General features: G+C 66.9%; 22 protein-coding genes. 3 read left to right on the plus strand and 19 right to left on the minus strand.

The window, feature by feature from the left end; genetic code table 11:
- Nucleotides 1-14: 14 nt before the first annotated feature.
- The 6 genes from GM1_RS18755 to rpmE form a co-directional block, all read right to left on the minus strand.
- Nucleotides 15-1172, minus strand: coding sequence for a glycosyltransferase family 4 protein (locus GM1_RS18755; RefSeq protein WP_008381500.1), 1158 nt, complete (start codon nucleotides 1170-1172; stop codon nucleotides 15-17).
- The gene (gene glyA, locus GM1_RS18760; protein WP_008381502.1) at nucleotides 1169-2392 is read right to left on the minus strand and encodes a serine hydroxymethyltransferase; all 1224 of its coding nucleotides are present in this window, start codon (nucleotides 2390-2392) and stop codon (nucleotides 1169-1171) included. Before glyA ends, GM1_RS18755 begins: the two co-directional genes overlap by 4 nt.
- Complete coding sequence (locus tag GM1_RS18765; protein WP_008381504.1) at nucleotides 2389-3048, minus strand: L-threonylcarbamoyladenylate synthase; 660 nt, start codon at nucleotides 3046-3048, stop codon at nucleotides 2389-2391. The genes glyA and GM1_RS18765 overlap by 4 nt, the downstream gene beginning before the upstream one ends.
- Complete coding sequence (gene prmC, locus GM1_RS18770; protein ID WP_008381506.1) at nucleotides 3045-3956, minus strand: peptide chain release factor N(5)-glutamine methyltransferase; 912 nt, start codon at nucleotides 3954-3956, stop codon at nucleotides 3045-3047. The genes GM1_RS18765 and prmC overlap by 4 nt, the downstream gene beginning before the upstream one ends.
- A complete protein-coding gene (gene prfA, locus GM1_RS18775) occupies nucleotides 3953-5020 on the minus strand; it encodes a peptide chain release factor 1 (protein ID WP_040520695.1) in 1068 nt (355 codons plus the stop codon). The genes prmC and prfA overlap by 4 nt, the downstream gene beginning before the upstream one ends.
- Before the next feature lie 124 nt (nucleotides 5021-5144).
- A complete protein-coding gene (gene rpmE / locus GM1_RS18780) occupies nucleotides 5145-5357 on the minus strand; it encodes a 50S ribosomal protein L31 (RefSeq protein WP_008381510.1) in 213 nt (70 codons plus the stop codon).
- A 152-nt stretch (nucleotides 5358-5509) separates the two neighbouring features.
- Between rpmE and GM1_RS18785 the strand changes: the two genes are divergently transcribed.
- On the plus strand, nucleotides 5510-6691 hold the full coding sequence (locus GM1_RS18785; RefSeq protein WP_008381511.1) for a diflavin oxidoreductase: 1182 nt from the start codon (nucleotides 5510-5512) through the stop codon (nucleotides 6689-6691).
- A 92-nt stretch (nucleotides 6692-6783) separates the two neighbouring features.
- Here the strand turns inward: GM1_RS18785 and GM1_RS18790 are convergent, their stop codons facing one another.
- From GM1_RS18790 to GM1_RS18825, 8 genes are all read right to left on the minus strand, one after another.
- Nucleotides 6784-7659, minus strand: coding sequence for a type IV toxin-antitoxin system AbiEi family antitoxin domain-containing protein (locus GM1_RS18790; RefSeq protein WP_040520697.1), 876 nt, complete (start codon nucleotides 7657-7659; stop codon nucleotides 6784-6786).
- Nucleotides 7660-7833: 174 nt separating this feature from the next.
- Entirely contained in the window at nucleotides 7834-9804 is a 1971-nt protein-coding gene (gene rho, locus GM1_RS18795; protein WP_008381515.1) for a transcription termination factor Rho, read from the minus strand.
- Nucleotides 9805-9967: 163 nt separating this feature from the next.
- A complete protein-coding gene (gene thrB, locus GM1_RS18800) occupies nucleotides 9968-10933 on the minus strand; it encodes a homoserine kinase (protein ID WP_040520699.1) in 966 nt (321 codons plus the stop codon).
- 8 nt (nucleotides 10934-10941) lie between these two features.
- Nucleotides 10942-12027, minus strand: a complete 1086-nt coding sequence (thrC, locus tag GM1_RS18805; protein WP_008381519.1) for a threonine synthase — start codon at nucleotides 12025-12027, stop codon at nucleotides 10942-10944.
- Entirely contained in the window at nucleotides 12020-13330 is a 1311-nt protein-coding gene (locus GM1_RS18810) for a homoserine dehydrogenase (protein WP_008381521.1), read from the minus strand. Before GM1_RS18810 ends, thrC begins: the two co-directional genes overlap by 8 nt.
- Nucleotides 13327-14751 (minus strand): diaminopimelate decarboxylase, encoded by a 1425-nt coding sequence (gene lysA, locus GM1_RS18815; protein WP_040520701.1) that lies wholly within the window; start codon nucleotides 14749-14751, stop codon nucleotides 13327-13329. The genes GM1_RS18810 and lysA overlap by 4 nt, the downstream gene beginning before the upstream one ends.
- Nucleotides 14748-16400, minus strand: a complete 1653-nt coding sequence (argS, locus tag GM1_RS18820) for an arginine--tRNA ligase (RefSeq protein ID WP_008381524.1) — start codon at nucleotides 16398-16400, stop codon at nucleotides 14748-14750. The genes lysA and argS overlap by 4 nt, the downstream gene beginning before the upstream one ends.
- A gap of 49 nt (nucleotides 16401-16449) precedes the next feature.
- Nucleotides 16450-17805 carry a hypothetical protein gene (locus GM1_RS18825; RefSeq protein WP_157436199.1) on the minus strand — a complete coding sequence of 452 codons (1356 nt, stop codon included), beginning with the start codon at nucleotides 17803-17805 and terminating at the stop codon, nucleotides 16450-16452.
- Nucleotides 17806-17921: 116 nt separating this feature from the next.
- On the opposite strand from GM1_RS18825, the gene GM1_RS18830 reads away from it, so the two are divergent.
- Nucleotides 17922-18521: a maleylpyruvate isomerase family mycothiol-dependent enzyme gene (locus GM1_RS18830; protein ID WP_223291335.1), complete on the plus strand. Its 600-nt coding sequence runs from the start codon at nucleotides 17922-17924 to the stop codon at nucleotides 18519-18521.
- Between the two features lie 12 nt (nucleotides 18522-18533).
- On the opposite strand, the gene GM1_RS18835 is transcribed toward GM1_RS18830, so the two are convergent.
- Genes GM1_RS18835 through GM1_RS18855 form a run of 5 tightly spaced genes read right to left on the minus strand, consistent with a single transcriptional unit; the run spans nucleotide 18534 to nucleotide 22376 of the window.
- On the minus strand, nucleotides 18534-19220 hold the full coding sequence (locus GM1_RS18835) for a haloacid dehalogenase type II (RefSeq protein WP_008381530.1): 687 nt from the start codon (nucleotides 19218-19220) through the stop codon (nucleotides 18534-18536).
- Nucleotides 19217-19603: a DUF1304 domain-containing protein gene (locus GM1_RS18840; protein WP_008381532.1), complete on the minus strand. Its 387-nt coding sequence runs from the start codon at nucleotides 19601-19603 to the stop codon at nucleotides 19217-19219. The genes GM1_RS18835 and GM1_RS18840 overlap by 4 nt, the downstream gene beginning before the upstream one ends.
- Nucleotides 19604-19612: 9 nt before the next feature.
- On the minus strand, nucleotides 19613-20443 hold the full coding sequence (locus GM1_RS18845) for a shikimate 5-dehydrogenase (RefSeq protein ID WP_008381534.1): 831 nt from the start codon (nucleotides 20441-20443) through the stop codon (nucleotides 19613-19615).
- A gap of 35 nt (nucleotides 20444-20478) precedes the next feature.
- The gene (locus tag GM1_RS18850; RefSeq protein WP_008381537.1) at nucleotides 20479-21339 is read right to left on the minus strand and encodes an RNA polymerase sigma-70 factor; all 861 of its coding nucleotides are present in this window, start codon (nucleotides 21337-21339) and stop codon (nucleotides 20479-20481) included.
- A complete protein-coding gene (locus GM1_RS18855) occupies nucleotides 21336-22376 on the minus strand; it encodes an NAD(P)/FAD-dependent oxidoreductase (protein ID WP_008381538.1) in 1041 nt (346 codons plus the stop codon). Before GM1_RS18855 ends, GM1_RS18850 begins: the two co-directional genes overlap by 4 nt.
- Nucleotides 22377-22558: 182 nt before the next feature.
- Between GM1_RS18855 and GM1_RS18860 the strand changes: the two genes are divergently transcribed.
- On the plus strand, nucleotides 22559-22927 hold the full coding sequence (locus GM1_RS18860) for a VOC family protein (protein ID WP_008381540.1): 369 nt from the start codon (nucleotides 22559-22561) through the stop codon (nucleotides 22925-22927).
- Nucleotides 22928-22973 lie beyond the last annotated feature (46 nt).

Consider the following 22973-nt stretch of genomic DNA (forward strand, 5'->3'; position numbering starts at 1 on the left):
ATCGAGGCATAGGGCTATCTAGCGAACCGGCGGTGCAGACGCGGTGCGAAGGTCGCGATCAGTGCGAGCACGACTCCGACGCCGAACACGGGGCCGACCACGGCGGGCGGGACGAGCGTGGACGCCGCGACGGCGAACGCCAGCAGGCCGACCCACAGGTAGATGACCAGGGCGACTCGGCGCTGAGTGTGACCGATCTCGAGGAGGCGATGATGCAGATGCATCTTGTCGGGCGTGTAGAACCCGACACCCGAACGCGTGCGGCGGATGACTGCCATGACCATGTCGAGCAGCGGGATGAACATCACTGCCGCGATCAAGATCAGCGGAGAGAGGAGGGTGAACATGTCAGCCGGACCGTACGCACTCCGGGCGACGCGGCCCGAGGCGCTGGTTGACGCGGCACCCAGCATGAGGCCGATCAGCATGGCGCCCGAGTCGCCCATGAAGATTCGCGCAGGTGAGAAATTGTGCGGCAGGAAGCCCAGGCACGCTCCGGCCAATGCAGTGGTGATGAGCGCCGGCGGGTAGTAGCTGACGTCTCCACCCTGGTCGTGCAGCAGACCGAGCGAGAAGAGGCAGATCGCGGCGGCCGCGATCAGGCCGAGCCCGGCGGCCAGGCCGTCGAGTCCGTCGATGAAGTTCATGGCGTTGATCGTCGTGACGGTGATCGCGACCGTCAGCAACCCGGCCTGCAGCGGGTCGAGGACCACGGTCCCGATGTCGCCGAACGGCACATACAGCAGATACCAGCTGACACCCATGATCACCAGAACACCCGCAGCGGTCAGCTGACCGACGAACTTGGTGAGGGCATCGAGCCCCCACCGATCGTCGATCACGCCGACCAGTACGATCACCAGGCCTGCGGTGATGACGGCAAGCATGTCGTGCGTGTACGCGAATCCCCTGTTCAGGGCCGGTAGTTGGGCTGCGAGACCGATGGCGCACACAACGCCGAAATACATGCCGACTCCGCCGAGGCGAGGAGTCGGAATCACGTGCACGTCGCGTTCACGAGGAACGGCGACAGCGCCGGCCTTGACCGCGAACACGCGGACGAGCGAGGTCAGCAGGTACGTGACGCCCGCCGCCGTGAGACCGACGAGCGCGAGCTCGCGCAACGGGACACCCGCTCCCCCGGTCCCGGCGTCGAGTGCCAGCAGGTTCATTCGGACGCTCCGAGCCGTGCGACCGAGGCGGCCACGTCGGCGTGCACCGCGGCGTCGTCGGACGTCATCGCGGCCATCATGAGGTCGGCGATCGCGGGAGCATCGGCGGGAGTGATTCCCTCTGCGGTGATGGCGGCAGTTCCATAGCGGATCGCCGACCCCTCGGAGACAGCTGCACGGTCGAACGGCGTGATCGCCTTGTCGACGACGATCCCCGATGCCGCCAATCTGCGGGTCGCTTCGCGTCCGGTGACGCCGAGCGGAGTCACGTCGACGATTCCGATGTGAGTGTCCGTTCCCCCGCTGACCACCTGCAGTCCACGGGCGGTGAAGTCGTCCGCGAGGTCGGATGCCAGAGCCGCGACGTCTCGCGCGTACCGCCTGTACGTCTCGGTGGACGATTCCGCGAACGCAACCGCTTTGGCCGCGATCGAATGCATGGCGGGCGCCCCCTGCAAGAACGGGTACACGGCCCGAGACAGCGCTTCGGCGTGTTCTCCGCGGGCGAGGAGGAGCCCTCCGCGCGGTCCACGCATCACCTTGTTGGTCGCCACTGAGACGACGTCGGCGTACGGGACGGGAGACTCGATCACTCCCCCCGCCGCCAAGCCCATGACGTGCGCGCCGTCCACCCAGAGCACACAACCGGCCTCGTCGGCGATGGTCCGCATCGCGGCGTAGTCCCAGGTCCGCGAGTAGGCCGTGCCGCCGGCGAGCAAGATCCGTGGCCGGTGGATGAGTGCCATGTCGCGGATGCGGTCGTAGTCGACCTGTTCGGTGTCGTGGCGGACCTCGTAATTCACCACGCTGAACCAGCGACCCGACAGATTCGCCCGAGATCCGTGCGATTGGTGCCCGCCATGGCGGAGGCTCAGCGACATCACCTGGTCGCCCGGCTGGGCGAACGCCGCGTAGACGGCGAAGTTGGCCAGGGCCCACGACAGCGGCTGAACGTTCACGTAGTCCGCGGCGAACAGCGTGTGCGCACGGTCGACGGCGAGGCGTTCGACTTCGTCGACGACGTCGGAGCCGCCGTGATATCGGCGTCCGGGGTATCCCTCTGCGTACTTGTCGGCGAGCACAGAGCCCATTGCGGCACGGACCGCGGGCGTCGCGATCGTCTCGGCGGCGAGCATTTGGAGGCTGCCCGCACGGCGTGCCGCCTCGCGGCTGATCAGCTCACTGATCTGCGGGTCGACCGCGTCGAGCGGCCCGGTCACGGACGCGCCCTCAGCTCGTCGGGATCCATGTCGAGCACTTCGCCGATCTCCTCGGCGCTGATCGCTCCTTCGCGGAGGATGCGCGGCGTGACTCCGCTCAGGTCGACGATCGTCGACGCGACGGCCTTCGCCGCGGGCCCGCCGTCCAGGTACACCGACACCAGATCGCCGAGCATGTCCTGCGCCGCGCCGACCGTGGTGGCGGGCGGTTGCCCGGACACGTTGGCGCTCGACACGGCCATCGGCCCGACTTCGCGGAGAAGTTCGATCGCCACCGGATGCAACGGCATCCGGATCATCACGGTCGCATCGGTGTCGCCGAGGTCCCATGCGAGGGACGGCGCCTGTTCGACGACAAGACTGAGTCCACCAGGCCAGAACGACTGGACGAGTTCCCTGGCCTGCGGCGACACCGACCGGACCAGTCCGTCGACGGTCTGCCAAGAGCCGACGAGAACCGGCACCGGCATGTCCCGGCCGCGATTCTTGGCGGCGAGCAGAGACGAGACCGCCTCGCTGTCGAATGCGTCGCAGCCGATGCCGTACAGGGTGTCGGTCGGCAGCACCACAAGACGGCCGCCGCGGGCTGCTCCGACCGCGGCGCTCAGGCCTGCGGAACGCTCGGACGGGTCACTGCAATCGAAGACGACGCTCACTGTTCCATCCTTGCACGGTCGGCTGCCGGGTCGGGTTCGCCCCGGCCGAACGATGTATGAGAGGAGATGCGGGTCGCCGTGACGAAACGCGGTCGACCTGCCAAGTCCGCATGGGCCTCGATGGACGAGAATCGGCCGTCGGCGCGCAGCGCGGCGACAACGGCGTCTGCCGTCTCGTCGTCGTGTTCGACGGCGAACGCTCCCCCGCCGACGAGTGCGTCGGCGACGATCGGGATCATCGCCGAGATGACGTCCATTCCCGTCGTCCCGGAGAACACGGCGTCGTACGGGTCGTGGGCGACCTCCGGAGACACCGGCGACTCGGACGGGACGTACGGCGGGTTCGACACGATGACGTCGCACGCCCCGAGGGCCTTGTGCATCGCAGCGGCATCGGTGACATCACCGTGCAGAGCGGTGACGCGTGTCTCCAGTGACGCGGCCGAGATGTTCCGACGCAGGTAGTCCAGCGCATCCGACGACCGTTCAACGGCCACCACCTGCGTGTTCGGCGAATGGGCCGCGATACCGAGCGCGAGCGCTCCGCTTCCGGAGCACAGGTCTGCCACCACCGCTGTGCGACCCGCGACCACGCGCGTGGCCCACTCGACGATCAGCTCGGTCTCTGGGCGCGGGACGAACACTCCGGGCCCGACTGCCAGTTCGAGGCCCGCGAAGTGGGCCGTGCCTGTGATGTGCTGCAGCGGTTCGCGCCGGGCACGGCGTCGAACGAGCTCGGCGAAGTGTTCCTCCTGCTCGATGTCGACGTCGTCGATCAGCAGAAGTCGCCCGGGCTCGACGGCGAGCACATGAGCAAGGAGTTCGGCAGCGTCGTGCGATGCCGATTCGACGCCTGCCGCGGTCAACTCGGCGGCGGCGCGACGTCGGAGTGCGTCCGCCGACGTCACTGCTGCAGTCGTGCCTGCTTGTCGGCGTCGACGAGGGCGCCGATCAGGCCGTCCATCTCACCGTTCAAGACGGCGTCGAGGTTGTTCGCCTTGTAACCGATCCGGTGGTCGGTGATCCGGTTCTCCGGCCAGTTGTAGGTGCGGATCCGCTCCGACCTGTCGACGGTGCGGATCTGTGCCGCGCGTCCGGCCGATGCCTCGGCTGCGGCTTCCTCCTCAGCCAGCGCCTGGAGGCGGGCGGCGAGCACCTGCATCGCTCGGGCCTTGTTCTGGAGCTGGGAACGCTCGTTCTGACAGGTCACGACCACTCCGGTCGGCAAGTGTGTGAGGCGGACCGCGGAGTCGGTGGTGTTGACGCCCTGGCCGCCCTTTCCGGAACTGCGGTAGACGTCCACGCGCAGGTCAGATTCGTCGATCTGCACTTCGGCGACCTCGTCGGGCTCTGGGTAGATCAACACACCTGCGGCCGACGTGTGGATGCGGCCCTGCGACTCGGTGACCGGCACACGCTGCACACGGTGCACACCGCCCTCGAACTTGAGCTTGGACCAGACGCCGTCGCGCACCGATTCGCGTGCCTTGATCGACAGGGTCGCGTCCTTGTAACCGCCGAGGTCCGACTCGGTGACGCCGAGGACAAGCGCCTTCCAGCCCTGGCGCTCGCAGTACTTCAGATACATGCGGACCAGATCGGAGGCGAACAGTGCGGACTCCTCGCCGCCGGCGCCCGACTTCACTTCGAGGACAACGTCGTCGGAATCGTGAGGGTCGCGCGGTGCAAGCAGGTCCGTGAGCTGGGCATCGAGCTCGGCTTCGCTCGCTTCGAGGGCGGGGATCTCGTCAGCGAACGCCGGATCGTCCGCCGCCAGCTCGCGAGCGGCTGCGAGATCGTCACGCACCGAGGTTAGCTTGGTGTACGTAGCCATCACCGGCGCGAGTTCAGCGAACCGCTTGCCGACGCGGCGTGCATTGGCGGCGTTGTCGTGCAGTGCCGGATCGGACAGCTGCTGTTCGAGGCCTGCGTGCTCGGCCAGGATGTCGTCGATCGCGGACGGTGCCTGCATGCTCACGTGAGTTCACTTCCCCGTCAAAGAGTGGCCCGCCCGGTCCCGAGCGGCGTGGTGGAAAACGAAACGACGCCCGAGACCAAGACCGGTGAGGATCTCGGAGTCGGGCGTCGAAGGCGAGCTACTTGGTGCGCTTGCCGTAACGCTTCTCGAAGCGAGCGACGCGGCCGCCGGTGTCGAGGATCTTCTGCTTGCCCGTGTAGAACGGGTGGCACTGTGAGCAGACTTCCACGGTGATGTGGCCGCCCTTGGCGGTGCTGCGCGTGGTGAACTCGTTGCCGCAACCGCAGTTGACGGTGGTCACCTCGTAGTCGGGGTGGATTCCCTGCTTCATTACGTCCCTTTCGAAGGTGGTCGCCGGGTCACCGGGCAGAATGCCATCGGTGTGAACCGGAACCGGACTGACCGAACGATTATTCCACAAGGTCACGGGCGGCTGCCAATCCTCCTCGACGCGAGCGTCTTGGGGTGGCCTAACCTGATGGTATGAGCGAAGGCAGCACTAGAGGACGGCCCACCCGCGACGCGAAGCGTCAGCGCTGGTCACGGCGCAATCCCTTCCCGGCCACCGTCGTGGAGAACACTCTGCTGACAGCGCCGGAGAGCAGCAAGGAAGTCCGCCACCTGGTGCTCGACATCGCCGGTTCGGGCCTCGACTACCAGCCCGGCGACGCTGTGAACGTCACCCCGGCGAACGAGCCCGCGCTGGTCGCCGCGCTCATCGACCGGCTCGGCGTGCCGGCCGACACGGTGATCACCGACCGCAAGGGCGACCGCACGCTCGCGCAGGCACTCACTCACGGCTTCGAGATCACGTCGGTCTCGCCGTACCTGCTCGATCATTTGGCGAACGCCCGGGGACGCGAGGACGTCGCCGCACTCCTTGCAGGCGACCGCGCGGAACTCGAAGCCTGGGCGCGCGGGCGTGACGTCCTCGACCTGCTGAACCTCGACTCCGACTGGTTCCCCACTCCCGAGGCGTTCCTAGCCGAATTGAAGCCGCTCACCGCGCGGACCTATTCGATCTCGTCGTCGCCCACCGTCCATGAGGGCACGGTTCACCTGACGCCTGCGACGATCCGTCATTACGCGACAGACGAGTGGGGTGACGGCCGCGATCGGGGCGGCGCAGCGTCCACGTACCTCGCCGATCGGGTGGAACCCGGCGACACCGTCGGCATCTACCTGACGCCGAACAAGTCGTTCCGGCTCCCCGAGCCCGACACCGACATCATCATGATCGGTCCCGGCACCGGTATCGCGCCGTTCCGCGCGTTCGTCCACGAGCGCGCCAACGACGACGGCTCGGGCCGCAACTGGCTGTTCCACGGCGCCCGCAAGCGTGACCACGACTTCCTATACCGCGACGAGATAGTGCAGATGCATCACGACGGCAGTCTCGATCGCCTCGACGTGGCCTTCTCTCGTGAGCAGGAGGACAAGGTGTACGTGCAGCACCTCATGGACTCCCACGGCGAGGACATCTACACCTGGCTCCGCGACGGCGCGGTCCTGTATGTGTGCGGAGACGCCGACCGCATGGCCGCCGACGTCGAGAACGCCCTCGCCGCGATCATCGCCGAGCACGGCGAGGTCGAACCCGACGACGCTCGCGCCGAACTCGACCGCCTCCGCTCCGAAGGCCGCTACCTCCGCGACGTGTACTGACGGATTCATCGCGTCAGGCCGGAAACGTCACGCCTAGGCCGGGTTCGTCCGGTGCCCGTCTGTGACGAATCCTCCATCTAGCGATGGTTCGGTCAGCCTATGTGCAATGCACGGAGGCGCGCCGCCACTCGTGCCGCCATGCGTTTGGCTTCCAGGTCGGACCAGTCCCAGCGGACGACGCTCACACCGAGGTCCTCCAGCCGGGCCTGCCGCCGCTTCTCTCGTCGTACAGCGTCGAGGGCCGTCTCCGCGCCGTCCAGATAGTCGACGTACTTGCCGTATCCGTCGAACTCGCCTGCGAGCAGCCCGTCCCAGTCGAAGTCCGATCGGGCGACGAATCGCCCTTGATCGTCGAAGAATCGATGCTGCAGACGCGGAGAGGGCAGACCCGCCTCGATCATCTGGGCGCGACTCCACGACTCTCCCGGATTGGCCGACGCGGAACTCGCGAACGGAAGCGCAGCCCGCGCCACACCGACGCCCGGGCGCGGCGTCGACAGCATCCCCTCCATTCGGCGTCTCGACGCACCCGCCCGGAGCGCCGAGTCGAAAACAGTGAGGGCCCCGGCGAACCCCTGCAAAGTGGTGCACGCGACGTCGACTGCGGTCTGCTCAAGGGACGTGACAAGAAGGCCACCGACCATGGTGCGGCGTTCCTCGGGCACTCCCCCGCAGCGTGCCGCCAGGTTGATTCCACGCCGGCGGGTCTCGAAGGCTACGTGCACCTTGTCACGCACCGGTTTCAACAAGGGCAGGCCGAGAATCGTCGCGGCGGTCTCATCAACGAACACGACGCCGGGATGCCTCTCCGCGACCGCGTGCGCGCGTAGAACGTGCAGTTCACGCGGCGTGCGTCTTGTCGCCCGCACCAGGACACCTGGGTCGATCCGCTCGAGGAGGCCCGCGTCCACTGCTCGCGACAACTGCGCAGCTGAACACCCGAGAGCGAGGGCGCGTCGCCGCAGGATGAGTCCGTGATCGTCCGTCGGAAACGTGTTCGAGGTTCATACCAATTAGACGCACCGAGCCGCGCTTCGGTTCAGTCGGATTTCCACAGGCTTGCAGAAAGCCAGAAAAGTCACGCCCTACCCGTGGATGAACATGGGCGGGGCGTGACTTTTCTGGCTTATCGCGCCGAGTGACTAGTCGTCGCCGGCGACGGTGGGAGCGTTCTTGCTGACCTGCATCAGGAATTCGACGTTGCTGCGCGTCTTCTTCAGCTGGCTGACGAGCAGGTCGATCGCCGCCTGCGAGTCGAGGCCCGACAGGAGGCGACGGAGCTTGTGAACGATGGCGAACTCGTCCGGCGAAAGCAGGAGCTCGTCCTTGCGGGTGCTCGACAGGTTGACGTCGACCGCGGGGAACACTCGCCGCTCGGAGATCTTGCGATCGAGCTTGAGCTCGGCGTTGCCGGTGCCCTTGAACTCCTCGAAGATCACCGTGTCGCCCGTTGAACCGGTCTCGACCAGCGCAGACGCGATGATCGTCAGCGATCCGCCGTTCTCGATGTTGCGAGCGGCGCCGAGGAAGCGCTTCGGCGGGTACAGGGCCTGCGAGTCGACACCACCGGACAGGATGCGGCCCGACGCGGGCGACGCATTGTTGTACGCGCGACCGAGGCGGGTGATCGAATCGAGAAGCACCACGACGTCCATGCCGCCCTCGACGAGCCGCTTGGCGCGCTCGATGGCGAGTTCGGCGACGCTCGTGTGATCTGACGGCGGACGATCGAACGTCGAGGCGATGACCTCGCCCTTCACCGATCGCTGCATGTCGGTGACTTCTTCCGGACGCTCGTCGACGAGCACCACCATCAGGTGGCATTCCGGGTTGTTCGTCGAGATCGCGTTGGCGATGTCCTGCAGGATCGTCGTCTTGCCTGCCTTCGGCGGCGACACGATCAGTGCACGCTGGCCCTTGCCGATCGGCATGATCAGATCGATGACGCGCGTCGACAGGCGCTCTGCAGTCGTCTCCAAGCGCAGACGTTGGTTCGGGTAGAGCGGCGTGAGCTTGGAGAACTCGGGACGATTCCGTGCGGCCTCGACGGGCGCGCCGTTGACCGTGTCCAAACGGACGAGCGGATTGAACTTCTGGCGATTGTTGCCCTGTCCGGCCTGCTGGCCCTCGCCGTCCTTGGCCACCTTGACCGCGCCGGTGATCGCGTCGCCACGACGCAGACCGTTCCGGCGGACGAGGTTCATCGACACGTAGACGTCGTTCGAACCGGCGAGATAACCCGACGTGCGAACGAACGCGTAGTTGTCGAGGACATCGAGGATGCCTGCAACGGGAACAACGGTGTCGCCCTCATTGACCTGCGGTTCTGCGCCGCCGCCGTCACCGCCGCGGTCACGTCCACGACGACGCTCACGGAACCGACGCCCACGCCGACGACCGTTTCCGTCACCGTCGTCGTCATCGTTGTTGTTCTGGCGATTGCCCTGGTTCTGGCCGCCCTGGTTCTGGCCGCCGCGATTCTTCTCGCCCTGGTTCTTGTCGCCCTGGTTCTCGGACTTCTCACCCTGAGACTTCTCACCCTGGGACCTGTCGCTCTGGGACCTGTCGCTCTGGGCGTTGTCGCCGGATTGCTTGTCACCCGCGGGCTTCTCACCGGACTGGCCCTGGTCGCCCTGATTGCGGTCGCGGTTTCGATTCCGGTTCCGGTCCCGATCACGATTGCGTGCGGGACGGTCGCCGGAGGCGTTCTCACCCGGCTGATCACCCGACTTCTCCCCCGCAGGCTTCTCACCTGCCGACTTCTCGACAGCGGCCTTCGGGGCCGCCGGAGCGTCGTTCTTGGGAGAGTCGTTCTTGGGGGCCTCGACCTTCGGGGCGTCCTGCTTGGGGGCCTCGGTCGTACGCGCAGCCTTAGGCGCGTCACCCTTCGGGGCGTCGGCCTTCGGCGCCTCTGCCTTGGGGGCGGCATTCTTCGCGGCCGGGGGACGTCCACCCTGCTGATGTGCACGGATGACGTCGATCAGGTCGCCCTTGCGCATGCCGGAGGTCCCTTTGATGCCGAGCTCGCCGGCCAGCGACTTCAGTTCGGGGAGCAGCATCGCGGACAGCCCGGTACGTGCGCGCTTGGGAGCCTGCAGGTCCGTTTCAGTCACGGATATCCTTTCGTTCCCCGACACCAGAGGCCGGGGCGTCCACTCGGAATCGAGCGGGAGTATGTCAATGCGCCGAAGAAGGGAAAGCCACTAGATCGTGGACTTTCGTAGCGCAGCGCCTACAGCGTACCACCGGGTAAGGCAAGTAGAGCGGAACCCGCCCCTACGGCAGGATCTCGACACCACCGGCGATGTCGAGCGGAAGCATCGCGAAGCCGTACTCTGCAGCGAGCTGTGCCTCTTCGTCACCGAGGTCACTCGTGCCGAGGACCAGCACCGACGGCCCTGCACCCGACACCGTTGCGGCGTGTCCACGATCGCGCAGCGCGTTCATCAAGCCGCTCGACGCGGGCATCGCGGCAGCGCGATACGTCTGATGCAGACGGTCGCTCGTCGCGTCCATCAGGCACGTCGGGTCGGTCGTGAGCGCAACAACGCCGAGCGCCACCCGGCTCACGTTGAACACGGCGTCCGCTCGCGGGACCTCGTCAGGCAGAAGTCCGCGGGTCTCGGCAGTCGACGACTGCGTCTGCGGAACGAACGACGTCGCCTTGATCGACGGGTGCAGCGGCAGTTTGCGGGCGAAGAACTCCGTGTCGCCGTGTGTCCATGTGACGACGCCCGATCCGAGCACGGACGCAGCGGCATTGTCGGGGTGCCCCTCGAACTCGCTGGACAACTGGACCAACTGAGTCTGCGTCAGCGCAGGTCGGCGCGCATCGGCGACCAGCAGGCCCGATGCGGCGGCGAGGCCGCCGACGACTGCTGCCGCCGACGAGCCGAGACCACGGGAGTGCGGGATCGCGTTGACGCAGTGCAGTGCGATGCCCGGCGCCGCGACGCCCGCGGCTTCAAGGCCGCGGATCACTGCGCGCGCCACCAGATGCCGTTCATCGAGCGGGACGTCGTCCGCCGACTCCCCCTCCGCGGTCACCACAACACCGGTGCCCGGTTCCGTGACCGTCACACTGACCTCGTCGTACAGCCCGAGAGCCAGACCCAGGCAGTCGAAACCAGGGCCGAGGTTGGCGCTCGACGCGGGCACTCGCACACGCGCGGTCACCCCGGGGGTCAGCACCAAGTCGGCGTCAAGCGCGCCGATCGTCACAGCGGTCACAGCGTTCTCCATGATGAATGTCAGCTGACGCCGAGCGCACGAGCCACAGCCACAGGATCGACCGGGATGGCGTCGACCTTCGGCATGCCGAGCAGCGCGGTGTCGGGGTCCTTCAGACCGTTGCCAGTCACAGTGCACACGACGGTGGACCCGGGAGTGACCCAGCCCTCCTCGTGCGCGGCGAGCAGACCGGCGACGCTTGCTGCCGATGCGGGCTCGACGAAGACGCCCTCTCGGCCTGCCACCAGGCGGTAAGCCTCGAGGATCTTCTCGTCGGTCGCCGCGCGGAACTGTCCGTTCGACTCGTCCTTCGCAGCGACGGCCTGGTTCCAGCTGGCGGGCGAACCGATGCGGATCGCGGTCGCGATGGTCTCCGGATCGCTGACCGGCGCACCGTTGACCAGCGGAGCGGCACCGGCAGCCTGCACGCCGAGCATGCGCGGCAGCGTGTCGATGATGCCGTCCGCGTGGTACTCGCGGTAACCCTTCCAGTACGCGGTGATGTTGCCCGCGTTGCCGACCGGCAGCGCATGGATGTCGGGCGCCTTGCCGAGCACGTCGACGATCTCGAACGACGCGGTCTTCTGGCCTTCGATACGCGCCGGGTTCACCGAGTTCACGAGTTCGATCTCAGTGAATTCAGCGGTCACCTTGCGGGCGAGTTCGAGGCAGTCGTCGAAGTTGCCCTGCACCTGGATCACCTGGGCGCCGTGCATGACGGCTTGAGCGAGCTTGCCCATGGCGATCTTGCCCTCGGGGATGAGGACGGCGCAGGTCATGCCGGCACGCGTCGCGTAGGCGGCGGCCGACGCCGACGTGTTGCCGGTCGACGCGCAGAGGACGGCCTTCTTGCCGTTGTTGACGGCGTTGGTGACGGCCATCGTCATTCCGCGGTCCTTGAACGAACCCGTCGGGTTCAGTCCCTCGACCTTGAGGTACACCTCGCAGCCGGTGATCTCGGAGAGGACCGGTGCGGCGATGAGCGGCGTCGCGCCTTCGTGCAGGGTGACGATCTTCCAATCGTCCTGCACGGGCATGCGATCGCGGTAGGCCTCGATCAGTCCGGGCCAGCCCTGGTGGACGGGCTTGTATGCGGCGTTAGTCATTGGTTCCCTCCAGGCGGAGCACACTGGACACCTTGATGACGGAGTCCATCTTCTCGATTGCGGCGACTGTCTCCGACTGATCGCGGTCGGAGGCGCGGTGTGTGACGACGATCAGGCGCGCGTTCTCACCCGCGCCCTCCTGTCGAACGGCTGCGATGCTGACGTCGCGCTTGGCGAACTCCGCGGCGACCTGCTCGAGTACCCCAGGCTTGTCGGCGACCTGCATCGACACGTAGTAGCGGGTCGGCACGTCGTCGATCGGCGCGATCGGCAGCGACGCATAGGTCGACTCGAGCGGTCCGCGGCCGCTGTAGACGCGGTTGCGGGCCGCCATCACGAGGTCGCCGAGCACGGCGGACGCGGTCGGCGCCCCGCCTGCACCCTGGCCGTAGAACATGAGGCGTCCGGCGTTCTCGGCTTCGACGACAACAGCGTTGAAAGCACCGTTCACCGTCGCGAGTGGATGCTCGAACGGGATCAGCGCCGGATAGACGCGGGCGGAGATCTTCTCGACACCGTCGGCCTCGATGCGCTCGCAGATGGCGAGAAGCTTGACGGTGCAGTCGAACTTCTTCGCCGCCGCGAGGTCGTCGGAGGTGATCGACGAGATGCCCTCGCAGTACACGTCGCTCGCGGTGACACGCGAGTGGAACGCGATGGACGCGAGGATCGCGGCCTTGGCGGCGGCGTCGTGCCCTTCGACGTCGGCGGTCGGATCGGCCTCGGCGTACCCGAGCCGACCTGCCTCGGCCAGAACGTCGGCGTAGTCGGCGCCTGTCTCGTCCATCTCCGACAGGATGAAGTTGGTGGTGCCGTTGACGATGCCGGCCACACGAGTCACGCGGTCGCCCGCAAGCGACTGCGTCAACGGACGGATCACCGGGATCGCGCCGGCCACTGCGGCCTCGAAGTACAGATCGACGTTGCTGGTCGCGGCCGCGTCGGAGAGTTCACCGGAGTGGACTGCCATGAGCGCCTTGTTGGCGGTCACCACAGACTTGCCCGACTGCAGTGCAGTGCGGATCAGCGTGCGCGGCGGTTCGATGCCGCCGATCAACTCGACGACGATGTCGACGTCATCACGAGCCACGAGGGCTGCCGGATCGTCGGTCAACAGCGCTGACGGCACACCCGAGCGCGGACGGCTCAGGTCACGAACTGACACGCCGCGCAGTTCGACCGGCGCACCGACGCGCGAGCGGAGATCGTCGGCGTTCTCGGTGAGAATCCGGACGACCTCGGCTCCGACGTTGCCCATGCCGAGGACGGCTACGCCGATCGGACGGGGTGATTCTGCGGTCATGTGGGATCCACCTCCAGGCTCAAGAAGTCTTCGACGGTCTCCCGTCGCAGGATGAGACGTGCTTGTCCGTCGCGAACGGCGGCGACCGCGGCACGCGGAGCCATGTTGTAGCGACTGGACATCGAATAGCAGTATGCGCCCGTCGCTCCGACCACCAGAAGGTCACCCGGTGTCAGGTCGGACGGAAGCCAGCAGTCGCGGACGACGATGTCCCCGCTCTCGCAGTGTTTGCCGACCACGCGGCAGACCACGGCGGGTGCATCGGACAGTCGGTTGGCGAGACGGACGTCGTACTCGGCGTCGTAGAGGACGGTGCGGATGTTGTCGCTCATACCGCCGTCGACGGACACGTATCGCCTGGTCGCAGCCCCGTCCAGGTCGACATCCTTGATGGTGCCGACGCGATAGACGGTGACCCCGGCAGGCCCGGCGATGGCGCGACCCGGCTCGACCGCGATGGCGGGCATCGGCAAGCCGAGGCGCTCGGATTCGCGGCGCACGATGTCGACCAGCGACCGCGCGAGGTCCGCGACGAGGGGTGGCTCCTCCGACGGGATGTACGAGATGCCGAGTCCGCCTCCAAGGTCGAGGACCTCGATCTGCTTCGTCTTCTCCAGGCCGAACTCCGCGACCACGTCGGCCAACAGGCCGAGCACACGGTGCGCGGCGAGTTCGAACCCGTCGATCTCGAAGATCTGCGATCCGATGTGGCTGTGCAGGCCGACCAACCGCAGGTTGTCGGTGGCGAAGACGGCGCGGACGGCGTCCATCGCCTTTCCGCCTGCGAGCGCAAAACCGAACTTCTGGTCTTCGTGCGCGGTCGAGATGAACTCGTGCGTATGAGCCTCGACTCCGGGGGTGACTCGGATCAGGACGTCGGCGACCACACCGCGCGCGCCTGCGAGACGGTCCAGACGCTCGATCTCGTACATCGAGTCGAGGACCACGTGGCCGATGCCCGACTCCAGCGCGTAGTCGAGTTCGTCTTCACTCTTGTTGTTTCCGTGCATGGCTATGCGCTCGGCGGGGAAGCCTGCGCGCAACGCGATCGCGAGCTCACCGCCGGTGCAGACGTCGAGCGAGAGCCCCTCCGAGTCGACCCAGCGGGCCACCTCGGACGACAGGAACGCCTTCGACGCGTAGTGCACACGGCCGTGAGGACCGAAAGCCTCCTGCATGTCGGAGCAGCGGGACCGGAAGTCGGCCTCGTCGTAGACGAACAGCGGCGTGCCATAGGTCTGAGCGAGTTCGTCGACGGCGACGCCGCCGACCTCTAGCACCTCGTCGCTGTTGCGGGCCGCACCGCGCGGGTACACGTTGGCGGGGATCTGCGACAGTTCGGCAGGACTGTTCGGCCGTTCCGCGAGGTGCGGAGCAGCGAGGATGTCCGCGTGACGCGGACCTGCGGGGTGGGCCATCACATACGCTCCGGTGCGCTCACGCCGACCATGCCGAGACCGTTGGCCAGCACTTGACGGGTCGCCTCGCACAGTGCCAGGCGTGCGGAGTGGACGTCGCCCGCTTCCTCGTCGCCCTGCGGCAGGACGCGGCAACGGGCGTAGAACCGGTGGTATGCCCCTGCGAGCGTCTCGAGGTAGCGGCTCACCCGGTGCGGTTCGCGGAGTGTCGCGGCTGTGGCGACGATCTCGGAGAAGTCGCCGATCGTGCGGATGAGGTCGCCTTCGGCGTCGTCGTCGAGCAGTTCGATGTGCTCGGTCGACGCCGCCAGTCCCAGCTCGGCAGCCGTGCGCGACAGCGCCGACAGTCGAGCGTGCGCGTACTGCACGTAGTACACCGGGTTGTCGGAGGACTGCTTGCGCAGCAGGTCGAGGTCGATGTCGATGTTGACGTCGATCGACGACCTGATCAGCGCGTAGCGAGCGGCGTCGACGCCGACGGCTTCGACGAGATCGTCGAGCGTGATGACCGTGCCCGCACGCTTGCTCATCCGGACCGGCGTGCCGTCCTTGACGAGGTTGACCATCTGGCCGATGAGGACCTCGACCGACTCGGGGTCGTATCCGAGCGCGGCCGCCGCGGCCTTGAGGCGCACGACGTAGCCGTGGTGGTCGGCGCCGAGCATGTAGATCAGGTGGTTGGCGCCGCGGTCGTGCTTGTCCTTGAGGTACGCGATGTCGCCCGCGATGTATGCGTGGTTGCCGTCGCTCTTGATGACGACGCGGTCCTTGTCGTCACCGTAGTTCGTCGACCGCAGCCACCACGCGCCGTCTGCCTCGTACAGATTGCCGTTGGCCTTGAGCTCGTTGATCGACGCATCCACCAGGCCACGATCGAACATCGAGTTCTCGTGGGTGTACACGTCGAAGTCGGTGCCGAATTCGTGGAGGGTGCGCTTGATGTGCGCGAACATCAGGTCGACGCCGTCAGCGCGGAAGGTCTCCAGCCGCTCGTCCTCCGACTGCTCGAGCACACCGGGATGATTCTCGACCACGGTAGCCGCGATCTCCTTGATGTACTCGCCCGCGTACCCGTCCTCGGGGGCGGGCTGATCGAGTGCGGCTGCCAGCAGGGAGCGAGCGAAACGGTTGATCTGCTCCCCGTGATCGTTGAAGTAGTACTCGCGGGTTACCTTCGCACCTCGCGCCGCGAGGACTCGCCCGAGGGCGTCGCCCACGGCGGCCCACCGTGTTCCACCGAGGTGGATGGGCCCGGTCGGGTTGGCCGACACGAACTCGAGGTTCACGTCGAGAGCCGACATCTCGTCGCCGCGGCCGTAGTTCTCACGGTCGGCGAGGACGGCGGCGACGGTCTGGTTCTGGGCGGCGGCGGCGAGACGCAGGTTCACAAACCCGGGTCCGGCGATCTCCGCGGATTCGATGCCGGGATCGGCGGCGAACTCCTCGGCGAGCCAGCCCGCCAGTTCGCGCGGGTTGATACCCGCCTTCTTGCCGAGTTGGAGGGCGATGTTCGTCGCGTAGTCGCCGTGTTCGGGACTGCGCGGACGCTCCACCACGACGGTCTCCGGAATCAGGTCGACGTCCAGGTCGTGGGCGGCGAACACGGTGCGCGTCGCAGCGCGCAGCAGAGCAGCGAGTTCGGTGGGAGTCACGGGTCCCTATCCTATTGGCCCCGACGCGGTTCTGGACAATCGGCGGGGGTCATCGCATCCCGACGACTTCAGAGCGACCTGTGCCGACATCGGAACAGGTGACGATCACGGCTCCGCGCACCACCGTCAGCGCCCGATTGGTCGTGTTCGCCGCGCACGGGGAGGGCGTTGTCGCCTCGATCTCGCCCGAGCCCGAATCGACAGTGAAGATCTCGCGGTACGTCGCGATGAGAAATCGATCCTGCAGGGATGCGACCGCGACGACCTCCTGCGGGCGTCCGTCCGACCCCAACGCGAGAGCAACCGGAATCGTCGTCTGGGATCCGACGATGCGAATCAGAGGCGCCTGTTGCCGGAACTGGATCAGAACTCGGCGATCGGTGGTCTGTGCGGTCGCTTCGACGGGGCCCGGAATCGTGAACACGTCGATCCTCACCCCGTGCGGGTCGCGGATGAGGGCTCTGGTCACCGCTTCGCCTGGCAGAGTCGACACCTGTACTTGTGTGCCGTCGTAGGCGAGGTCGCTGTGCGAGGCGCCGTCGTCGACTGCGGAGTCGGCCGTCCATCGGGTGTCTTCGACCCGGCCCGAGAACGAGTCGAGCACCGCGAGAAGGTGTCCTCGCTGGACGGTGACCGTCGGAGTCCGGTTCACCGAGGCGCCGACGACCACCGTGGGGCCGGCATCTGTGAACTCTCCGAGATCGTATGACCACACCTTCGTCCCGGCCAGCCCGTCGAACACCTCAAGCGTCGAGCCGCGTACACGAGCGAACCCTGGGCCGACCGCATGGATCGTGCCTTCGACGGACAGCCGGTATCCTGGCGTGCCCACGTCGGCGGGCTCAGCTGTCTGCGAGCCCTCGCCGTGAACCACCGGCTCCGTCTTCTGGAGGTACGGCACAGCGGCTGCGATCCCGAGCAGAACGACGAGCATCGAGCAGCCCGCTCCGATCGCGATTCCGAGTCCCACAGATCCGCGAGGTCCTCCACGCGGGGCCCCCGCCCACACGAGCAATGCCGACGACGACGCGACGACCGCGGTGAGCGTCCAGACGACCGAACCTGCCTCGTCGACGAATCGGGCGCCAGCCCAGTCGCCGTCCGCGGTCGCCACGACAGCCAGGGGTGAGAGTGCTGCGAGGACAGCCGCGCCCCGAACTGCGGGCGCCGCTCCCCGACCGGTGAGGTCCCATCCGGCAGCCAGGAGCGCCAGCACCGAGATCACGCATGAGGTGACCGGAAGCCACACCATCACCGGAAGCGGCTCGACGACATCCGCTGCAGTCACCGATCCCGCCAGTGCCGACATGACGGCTGTCAGCGCGAGCGACATCACCGCACCCACGACCAACGTGTGCGGCCGCATGTCATCCGACACTTCGCCTGCTTCCCCGGGTGTGCTCACGAGTCGCATCGTATCGACGGCGAACACACCGTTCGGTCACCCGACGGACGTCGACAAACACGACAAGACTGCGAGAACACCTTCACGATTCGTCTGTTCGGTCGACAATGGACGGCATGGGCCCATCGATGAGACTCAGCCGTCGCGATGTGTGGGCGATGGTCCACGACGAACGCCGGCGACTCGCCGACGACCTCGCAGATATCCCCGACGAGATGTGGCAGACGGAGTCGCTGTGCCCGGGTTGGGATGTCGCCGACGTCGTCGCGCACATCGTCGACACCGCACACATGGGTCGTCTCGCGTTCGTCCGCGACATGGTGCTCGCGCGTTTCGACTTCGACCGGGCAAACGACCTCGGCGTACGACGTCGCCGCCGTCCCCAGCCTGCAGACCTCGTCGCCGACCTCCGTGCGGCTGCCGACCTGACACGCACGCCCCCGGCGCCGCCCGCCACCCGGTTGGTGGAGGCGATCGTCCACGGCGAGGACGTGCGGCGACCCCTCGGGCTCATCGGTGAATACCCCGTGGACGCCGTCCTCGACGCGTTGGACTACCAACTGAAAACGGCCGTCAGCTGGGGCGGAGGAGCCGAGCGCGCCGAAGGACTACGCCTGATCGCCACCGATTGCGACTACGTGTCAGGCGAGGGTCGCGACGTGGAGGGGACCGCCCTCGACCTGCTGCTGACTGTCTCCGGCCGCGGAGCCGGGTAGTCCCCAGCCTCCTCAGCAGCCGAGGGCGTCTGCCAGCTGATCGATGCCGGAGACGTGGAACTCATCGAGCGGATTGCGCTCGGCGGGCTTGGGCTCCGGACCCCACTCGCGGGGCCGCTCGATGTACGCGGTCTGAAGTCCGAACGATCGCGCTGCGGCGAGGTCGGAGACGTGCGTGGCGACCATCAGGACTTCCTCCGGCCTCACCTGCAAGAGGTCCGCGACGCCGAGGTAGACCTCGGCTGAAGGCTTGTAGTGCCGCCACAGGTCGGCCCCACCGACGAAGTCCCACGGGAAATCGGCGTTCTTCGCCATCTCGGTCAGCAGTGCGACATTGCCGTTGCTGAGTGCCCCGATCGTGAAGCGAGTCTTGAGCCGGCGCAGTCCGTCAGACGAATCCGGCCATCCCGGAAGCACATGCCACGCGTGGACCGCCGCGTCGAGCTGTGCGGCGGTCGCAGTCACGCCGTACGAGTCGGCGAGCAGACGCTGGAGCGATTCACGATGCAGGTCGTCGAGCAGCGTCCACGGGCGTTCACCCGACTCGACCTCGAGCAGACCCGGCACGTAGGTGCGTCGCCAGTCGAGCGCGAGCTTGGACGAATCGAGGTCGGGGAACGTCTCTGCGAGCGCCGTCGACACGCCGGTGTACCAGTCGGCGACCGTCCCGAAGGTGTCGAACGCGAGGACCTTGATCACGCCAGCAGTCCGATCGCCAGCAACAGCACACCGATCGCAGGTGGGACGAGCTGCTTGAGCGCAGCCGACGTCTTCGACGGGTCCGACGCGATCAGCACGATGCCCGCCGCCACCATGCTTCCGGCACCCGCGAAGACCAGCGTCGCACCGACGGCCTGCTGCCCCGCGGCGATCACCGCGATGCCCGCACCGATGAGGATCGCGAGAAAGAGGTTGTAGAAGCCCTGGTTGAGAGCCAACGGCTTGGTCGCCTCCGCCTCCGCCTCGGAGGTCCCGAACACGGCCCGCGCCCGAGGTGTCGTCCACGCGATGGATTCGAGATAGAAGATGAAGACGTGGACGAGGGCCGCGACGGCGGCGAAGACGAGACCTGCGATGAGCATGCGGCGATTTTATGCCCGCGAGTACGCAGACGCCTCGCGAACCTGCTCCGGAGTCGGAGTGATTCCCGTGTACAGCGCGAACTGTGCAGCCGCCTGACCGGCGATCACCGCGTCGCCGCTGATGACCTCTGCACCGCGGGCGCGGAGCGCGCGGACCAGTGGCGTGGTCGGGGGCATGGCGACAACGTCGAGTGCGGCCTGCGCGCCATCGACCGCTTCCTGCGGGAACGGGAGATCCTCCGCTGCCTGCCCGCCGGCCATTCCGATCGGCGTCGCGTTCACCAACGTCGTCGGGCGCGCGTCACCCAGTTCCGCGGCATGAGCGAATCCGTACTTCGCGGCGAGTACACCGCCGGCCTCGACGTTCCGCGCGATCACCGTGACATCGGTGAACCCCTCGTCACGCAGTGCGGCGACAACCGCCTTCGCCATACCACCGCTGCCCGCCACTGCGACCGGAGCCGACCGATCGAACGACGACGCCGCGAGCAGGTCCGCCACCGCCTGATAGTCGGTGTTGTACGCCCGGAGGACGCCGTCGTCGTTCACGATCGTGTTCACCGAGTCGATCGCCGCAGCCGACTTCTCAACCACGTCGACCAGCGGAATCACCGCTTCTTTGTAAGGCATCGACACAGCCGCACCGCGGATCGGCAGTCCTCGAATACCGGTGACGGCCGCCTCGATGTCGGCGGGCGCGAACGCCTTGTAGACGTAGTTGAGGCCGAGCTCGTTGTACAGATAGTTGTGAAACCGCGTCCCGATGTTGGACGGCCGGGCGGCAAGCGAGACGCAGAGGACCGTGTCGCGATCGAGAGTTCGGGAGTGGGGTGCGCTCATGGCTTCGATCGTATGCGGACTGCGATGCTGCCGCCTCAAAGGCTGAGCGACCGCAGTTTCGCCGGGTTCCGGACGGCGTATACCGCAGTCACCTGCGCGTCGACGACCTCAATGCAGGTGACGTTGTCGATCGCGCCGTCGATCGATGAGATCACCGCGGGCATCCCGTTGACGACGGTCATCCGGAACCCGAGCTCGCCCATCCCCGTCCCCTTTGCGAGCAGACCGACGAGGAGTCGTGCGACTCGGTCGGCTCCGTGCACGGGACGTCGTGCAGCCGAGACCACCCCGCCGCCGTCGCCGAGGAACACGGCGCCCGGCGCGAGTGCGTCCATCAGGCCCTGAACGTCGCCCGTGATCGCACTGGCCAGAAACTGTTCGGCAACTGCCTGCGCCTGTGACGGTTCCGCGACAGCCGCACTTCGCCTCGCGCGGACGTGATTTCGAGCGCGACTGGCGATCTGTCTCACCGCGGGCTCCGTCTTGTCGACGGCCGCCGCGATCTCGCTGTACTCGAACGCGAAGACCTCACGAAGAACGAACACCGCGCGTTCGGCGGGAGTCAACGATTCGAGGACGAGCAGCATCGCGGTCGTGACCGCTTCTCCCGTCAGAACGTGGTCGAGGGCATCGCCGGACGCCGTCTCGAGAGGCTCCGGCAGCCAGGGCCCGACGTAGTCTTCACGCCGCCGGGCCGCCGACCGCGCCGTGTTCAGCGCCTGCCGAGTGACGATCCGCGCCAGGTACGCGCGCGGGTTGGCGACGCTCGCCTGATCGACGTCTCGCCACCGCAGCCAACTGTCGGAGACCACATCCTCGGCGTCGGCCACCGAACCGAGGATCTCGTATGCGATCGAGAACAGCAGCGGCCGGTGCTCTACGAAGTCGTCGGTCATCGTGGGCCCGGGATCGTCACCGCGGAACCCTTGCGGGCCGACGTCGCCGCGAACCTGCACACCTGCTCCTTGAAGTACGCGCCCGGCCGACCGCCGAACCAGATGCGCGTCGGCACATCGTTGCGGTGGGCGTGCTGAATCACGGCGTTCTGACGTCCGAGGGACACGTTCTGCCCGACGAACGACATCGAGAACGGCTTCGGCTCGTCGCCGCGGAGTTCAGCGAGCACGTTCTTCGCCGCGTGCGCGCCCTGCGGTAAGGCGGCCTGACAGCTGGCGCGTGTTCCCGCCACCGCGGCGGTGTCACCGACCGCGTACACGTTCGGGTGACTGGTACTGCGGAGCTGCGGATCGACTCGCACCCTGCCCGTCTCATCGGTGTCGAGACCGCTGCGCGCGGCCAGGTCCCCGGCCTGCGCGGCCACTGCCCACAGTGTGAGGTCCGAGTTGTCGACAGCCGTCCACGTGCCGCGGACCACCTCGACGCCCAGGGACGACAGCACCTCGACGACTCTACGCCGCGCGGCGTCTCCGAGCGACGCGCCGATCTCGTCGCCGACTAGCCGAACCGCAAGGTCGGGTCGCTGTTCGGCGATCTCCGACGCCGCTTCGATACCGGTCAATCCAGCACCGACGACGGTCACCGTCGCCCCTTCTTCGAGGGCCCGCAGTCGTCGAGCGGCCTCACGGGCTTGGTCGACGTCACCGACCGCGAGCGTCCCCTCGGGTGCGGCGGCCGAACTTCCGACCGCGTAGATCATGCGGTCGAAGTCGAGCGACGTTCCGTCGGACAGCTCGACGACGCCGTCGCCGACCTTCTCGACAGCGGCCTTCCGGTGCACGACACGGCTGTCGAGCATCTCTGACAACGGCCGTGTCGCCGGTCCGCTTCCGGCGATCTCCTGGTGCAGCCGGACGCGCTCGACGAATTCGGAGTGCGGACTCACGACCGTGACCTTCAGTCCTCTTCCTTTGCGCGCCAACAGATTCGCCGCGACGGTTCCCGCGTATCCGGCCCCTGCGATCACGATGTTCATGGTGTGGCCTCCCTTTAGCGTCGGTGGTTGACATACATGGGACACCGGCCGACGCCTGCCTGTGACACTTCGCCAGTATGTCGCCCATCACGATGATCGGGCCCTGATAGCGTTGGGCTCAGCATCGCGTGTCGGTGACGGACTGCGTCAGACATGGAGGTGCCGTAGACGAAAGTCTCACCATGCCAGTCAGTTTCAATCACACCATCATCGGCGCCCACGACCCCGCGTTGTCTGCCGACTTCTATCTCGCAGTTCTCGGCGCGCGGCCCGCTCCGAACTGGGGCCCGTTCATCAACATTCAGCTCGACGACGACACGCTGTTGCAGTTCGCTCCCGCGCCGGTCAACGATCCGATTCACATGGCGTTCCTCATGAACGACGACGAATTCGACCGCGGGTACAACGCCCTCAGGACGCTCGCCGTGGAACATTGGGCCGACCCGCAGATGACACGCCCGGACGAGATCTCCACCGATGAAGGCAAGCGCGTGTACTTCAAAGATCCGTCCGGCCACCTGCTCGAAATGCTCACGCAGGCGTATCTCTGATCCAGATCTCTCCAAACTCAGTACTGGGATCGACACCCGAGGGAAT

This window comes from Gordonia malaquae NBRC 108250 (genome assembly GCF_000344135.1).
Taxonomy (GTDB): Bacteria; Actinomycetota; Actinomycetes; order Mycobacteriales; family Mycobacteriaceae; genus Gordonia; species Gordonia malaquae.